This window comes from Gaetbulibacter saemankumensis DSM 17032 (genome assembly GCF_000425645.1).
In the GTDB taxonomy this organism is placed as follows: domain Bacteria; phylum Bacteroidota; class Bacteroidia; order Flavobacteriales; family Flavobacteriaceae; genus Gaetbulibacter; species Gaetbulibacter saemankumensis.
On sequence record NZ_AUDV01000011.1, the window covers coordinates 1 to 5,712 of the forward strand.

The window sequence follows — 5,712 nt, forward strand, 5'->3', positions numbered from 1 at the left end:
GTAGACTCACAAAGCATGGCTTCTGTGGTAGAACCAAATCCATCACCATCACTATCGACATAGTATAACTGAGGTTCATGGACTAAAGCATTAGTGTCATCACAATCGGTGTTATCACTTACGTAACCACTGGGTAAAGAACAGGCTTCTTTTGTATTATTAATATCTCCATAACTATCTCCATCATTATCCGCATAAAAAATAGTCGTAAGGCCTTCGTCAATTTGACCTTCACAATTATTATCCTTTCCATCACAAATTTCTTCTGCACCAGGATAGACAGCCGAGTCCAAATCATCACAGTCAATATCCGGATGATTTACATAACCATCCATATCATTGTCTGTTGCTAATGAAGAAGACCAAACCCATAAGTCAAATATTGGATTTACAGGTGTTGTGGTTCCTAAATAATACACCCGGAGGTAATAGGTTTGTCCAACGGTTAAGCCATTGGAGACATATATTTCCTCATCTGATAAGATTTCGTTTGGGTTATCGGAACACTCTAAATAATTCAAGGCATTACAATCACCAGAATACAAAGTTAATACTCCATCAAAAGTTGGCGATAAATAGATGTGTACATCAGGCGTCTGAGCTATAAATTTATACCACACATCATCACGCGCATTACCTTTTTTAGTGTTGCAAGTTTCTGCATTTTTATTGGTCCCTGCGCCTCCTGATAAATCACCCTGAACAACTGTCGCGTCACCAATATTAGCTGTATTGATATCCTGTATTACTGAAATGGCCCCTTCACAATAATCATTATCTGGTGGTGCAATCGTATTCATAACATAATCGGAAGGAAACCTAAACCAACTACTTTTTTCGTTTGAAACACAGCTTGATCTTACATATATCCAATACGTTTCTCCTAGTGTTAGCACATTTCCTGAACTCGCATTGGTTTCTGGCGCCATTGTAGATCCTGAAACTATATAATTATCTGGACTCGCATCCTTTAAGGTTATCCGCCAATCGTACCCCAATGGTGTGCTTAATTCTGGTGGACTCCAATAGAAATCTATTCGATTATGGGATTTATAAGTAATCCCTCCAGGGGCTCCCGGCATATTACATGTGGCGGCTGATAAATTTTGAATAGTTAAGGTATGTGCTAAAACCTCTTTGTCACATCCTGAGTTTAAATTAATATGAATTTCTATTGTTGATGAACCTATCGGGCTCTTGGTTAGTGGTGAAGTTTGATTTGCTATAAGCTGATCCGAATTATTATACAAGGTAATATAATCCGTGTTTGGGTTATTAATATCGCTGCGTATGCTTGTAAATTTATAGGTGTCTGTTGAATTTAAACCGCTAACTATGGCGTACTCCCCAGTTTCAATACCATAAGCAATTTGATGGACTTCCCCATCATTTACATCAACCCCAATTGGGATCACTGTACCATCATATAGAGTAGTATTGTCACACTGAGCAAATAAAGCATGACAAATACAAAACATAAAAATCGAAAGTATCCTGTTTTTCATCTGATTACATTTTGATATATTAAATCAAATAGATGAAATTCAAGAGTAGTCTTGGGTTATTCAATCACATATTGCATATGAATTGTATTCAATTTATAGTTTTATTAATTTTTTAGTAACGACTTGATTCCTGACAGAAAATTTCATGAAGTAAATACCTTTCGGCAGGCTTTCTAAATGTTTTAAATCTACACTAGATCTTGACATCGTTTTAATCGAACTTAAAATCATCCGACCACTCATATCAAAAATTACTATTTCTAAATTCTCCGTAATGTTTTGGGGAATATCTATAAAAACATGAGATGAAAACGGGTTAGGTCTTACCAAAATATCATTCAAATCAATTTCAATCACAGATAATGTTTCATCGGTTTGTCCGTCACAATTATCGTCCACGCCATTATTGGGAATTTCTGTAGCATCAGGATGAATGGAAGCCACATTATCATTACAATCATTATTTGTTAAACTGTAGCCAGTTCCTGGGCTAGAGCAGTAATCGGTGCCCGCATCATTACTATCTCCATAACCATCTTCATCTAAATCTACATAATATGTTACCTGATTTGCTACAGAAGGATCATTATCATCAACAAGTCCATCACAATCGTTATCGATAGTATCACAAACCTCTGTTGCACCTGGATTAACAGCGTCATTATCATCATTACAATCTGAACTATTTAACACATAACCTTCAGGTTGCGTATTAGACAATATCATTTCATCAATAGTTCCGAAGTTATCATTATCACTATCCAAATACCAGGTTTTAAGATCTGCGCCATCACAATCTTCATCAATACCGTTATTTGGTATTTCTATAGCGTCAGGGTGAATGGAAGCCACATTATCATCACAGTCAATATCCGGATGATCTACATAACCATCCATATCGTTGTCTGTTGCTACAGACGAAGACCACACCCACAAGTCAAAGGTTGGATTTGCAGGAGTTGTGGTTCCTAAATAATACACCCGAATGTAATAGGTTTGTCCAACGGTTAAACCATTGGAGACATATATTTCTTCATCTGATAAGATTTCGCTTGGGTTATCGGAACACTCTAAATAATTCAAGGCATTACAATCACCAGAATACAAAGTTAAGACTCCATCAAAGGTTGGCGATAAATAGATGTGAACATCAGGCGTCTGAGCGGTAAATTTATACCAGACATCGTCACGGGCATTCCCTTTTTTAGTGTTGCAAGTTTCTGCATTTTTGTTAGTTCCTGCCCCTCCTGATAAATCACCTTGAACAACTGTGGCGTCACCAATACCAGCTGTATTGATATCCTGTATTACTGAAATGGCCCCTTCACAAAAATCGTTATCTGGTGGTGCAATCGTATTCATAACATAATCGGAAGGAAATCTAAACCAACCACTTGTTTCGTTTGAAGCACAGCTTGATCTTACATATATCCAATACGTTTCTCCTGGTGTTAACACATTTCCTGAACTTGCATTGGTTTCTGGTGCCATCGTCGATCCTGAAACCATATAATTATCTGGACTTGCATCCTTTAAGGTTATCCGCCAGTCATACCCTAGTGGTGTACTTAATTCTGGTGGACTCCAATAGAAATCTATGCGAGTATCGGATTTAAATGTTATACCTCCCGGGGCTCTCGGCATATTACATGTGGCGGCTGATAAATTTTGAATTGTCAGGGTATGTGCTAGTTCTTCAACCTCACATCCCGGAAAATTTAAATTTATATGGATTTCAATATTTGATGTCCCTAAAGGATTTATATTTAAAGGAGCTGTTTGGCTTGCTATTACCTGGCCAGATTCATTGTAAATAGTTAAATAATCGTTATTAGGATTATTAATATCACTACGAATACTTGTAAACTTATATGAATCTCCAGTATTCAAACCAGTTAACACAATATATTCCCCTGCTTCAATACCATAAGCTATTTGATGAACTTCCCCATCATTGATATTAATACCATTTGGAATTACGGTGCCATTATATAATGTTTTATTAGTGCATTGTGCATGAGAAAAATTATAAATAAATAATAGTAGAAGTATAGGTAGTATGTTTTTCATATGAAGTCTTTTTCTTTATTTAACCACTAAAACATTCAAAATCAACTGCTCTAATAAATATATTCATAACATTTTATTTATTAAATAAACCTAGATAAAGCCCTTTTTACTTCGTTAAAACACAAACTCAAATAAAGAATTTTTAACAATTATATATTAAAAGAATATGTAGGTATTATTAATATTTATATTGTTCTTACTATTCATTAAAAAAGGAGCAATATCTTACTACTGCTCCTTTATTCTCATTAATTATACAGACTATTTTTGTTTTTTAGATGACACTATTTTCTTAACAATAGCCCCTCTTCTGGTTATCAATCGTACGAAGTACATTTGATCGTCTGTTCTTGATAAATCAATTTTAGTTCTACCAACCGTTCCTTTAATATAGTTTCTGTTTTCAGCGTGTCTTAATAAGGCACCCTTCATGTCATAAACATTGATTTTCACATCGGTGTCATAATCAAACTTATAACTAATGTTAACCTCATTCTCAAAAGGCACTGGATACGTTTTAACTGTAGACGTTTTTAGCCAAGGATCTACATCTACCATACAATCACCCGTTACTGCTGGTTTATCATCTTGGAATTCACCATATTCTTCAAATGGCACAAATCCATTAGATGTCAGCTCTGCCGAAATATCGGTACAGGCCACCGCATGGGCTATAACATATAATTCAGGACCTCCTTCTATTGTGATGGTTTTCATGGCATCGGTAGATGTACTCCAGGACATATGGAAATCTAAATCACCGGCATTTAAGGTGTATTGTCCTGGTGCTACCGTATATTCTCCATTTTTACCGGTTGGATACGGATTACAACCTATATATAAATGCGCTTCGTCTAGACCTACTCCTGGAATCGTTTCGTATAGCGCAGTAAATGTATCATCATCCGGACTGTAATTAATAGTTACAGTACCAACATATTTACCTTTTTCAATTAAACACCTACCGGCACCACTATATAAATCTAATATATAAGGCTCATAACTTGGTGTAATTTTGTTGGTCCAACCCCAACGGTGGAAACCATCTTCACGGAAACATGTACTAATACTTGTATCGATAACGTTTTGCTCATCTAAAGCAACCCCATAGGCTGTTTCACATTCGGTACATTCTACTAGAGTAACAATAAGTTCATCGAAGTTTGTACAAGTATTTTCATCGGTATAGGTATAAGTTATCACATAATCAACAGCAGGAAGACCTCCTTCAGGAACAACAAAGAATGTTCCATCTTCTCTTTCTTCTATATACTGGGCATAAGGGCCACCCCAAACACCGCCTTCTGTTGCACCGATTATCTGAGTTTCATTACCGAATAAATTACATGTAGCATCTGCCGTACCTGCTTCTACTACTGGAAGTGCATAAACTTCAAATTCAGTTACTGCTCCTGAGCTGGTTATACAACCATCGTTTGTGTCTATTTCTACTAAGAAGGCATAACTACCAGGAACCGTTGGTGGTACTGGACATCCTGTTTCGGCGTCAATCACAACCTCTTGAATTCCTCCACCATCTTTAACATAACCCAACCATACAATATCGGCACCTTCAACGTTGGTAGAAGCAAAGCCACATAAAGATGGTGGTGGATTATCTTCACAATATGAATTAGGTGTTGTTACCGGATTCTCTTCTGTTCCATTTACTGTTAGTGTGCGGGAACAAGTAGAGGAACACTCTTTGTCGTCAGTAACTGTAACCCAATATGTACCAGGTACTGTTAAATTCGATATCGTTGCCGTATTTGCTACAAACCCCCCTGGTCCTGTCCAACTATAACTAGACCCTCCCGAAGCAGTAAAACTAGCTGTTTCATCATATATACAAATGACGTTATCTCCTGTTATTTCACAATTTGGATTTTCATTAACTATTACATCAAAGGTTTTCTCGGTATAACAACCTTCATCACTGTCATCATCATTGTCTAAACGTACCGTAATCGTAGTTGTGCCTAATGACGCTGAATAGGATGCCGGACTTGCTATGGGTCCGTTACTGTCTGAATAGCTCCAACTTCCTGAATCGGCATTACTAATTGCTGTTGTTAAATTAAACGTAGCGGCCTCACTAGTACCTTCCTCACAACTTTCTAAATCAGCAACATCAAAG

General features: G+C 36.7%; 3 protein-coding genes. All 3 read right to left on the reverse strand.

Going from position 1 to position 5,712, the window contains the following annotated elements; all coding sequences use genetic code 11:
• On the reverse strand, positions 1-1,505 hold a 1,505-nt coding region (locus H611_RS14840; RefSeq protein ID WP_211223798.1), incomplete at its 3' end, for a putative metal-binding motif-containing protein.
• Positions 1,506-1,598: 93 nt separating this feature from the next.
• Complete coding sequence (locus H611_RS14500) at positions 1,599-3,575, reverse strand: MopE-related protein (RefSeq protein ID WP_051238754.1); 1,977 nt, start codon at positions 3,573-3,575, stop codon at positions 1,599-1,601.
• A gap of 261 nt (positions 3,576-3,836) precedes the next feature.
• Positions 3,837-5,712: T9SS type A sorting domain-containing protein (locus tag H611_RS0106720; RefSeq protein ID WP_027137632.1), on the reverse strand; the 1,876-nt coding region annotated here is incomplete at its 5' end.

Bases quoted from the DNA above. Each gene is read 5' to 3' on its own strand.
- H611_RS14500 (WP_051238754.1), bottom strand. From the start codon at position 3,575: ATGAAAAACATACTACCTATACTTCTACTATTATTTATTTATAATTTT.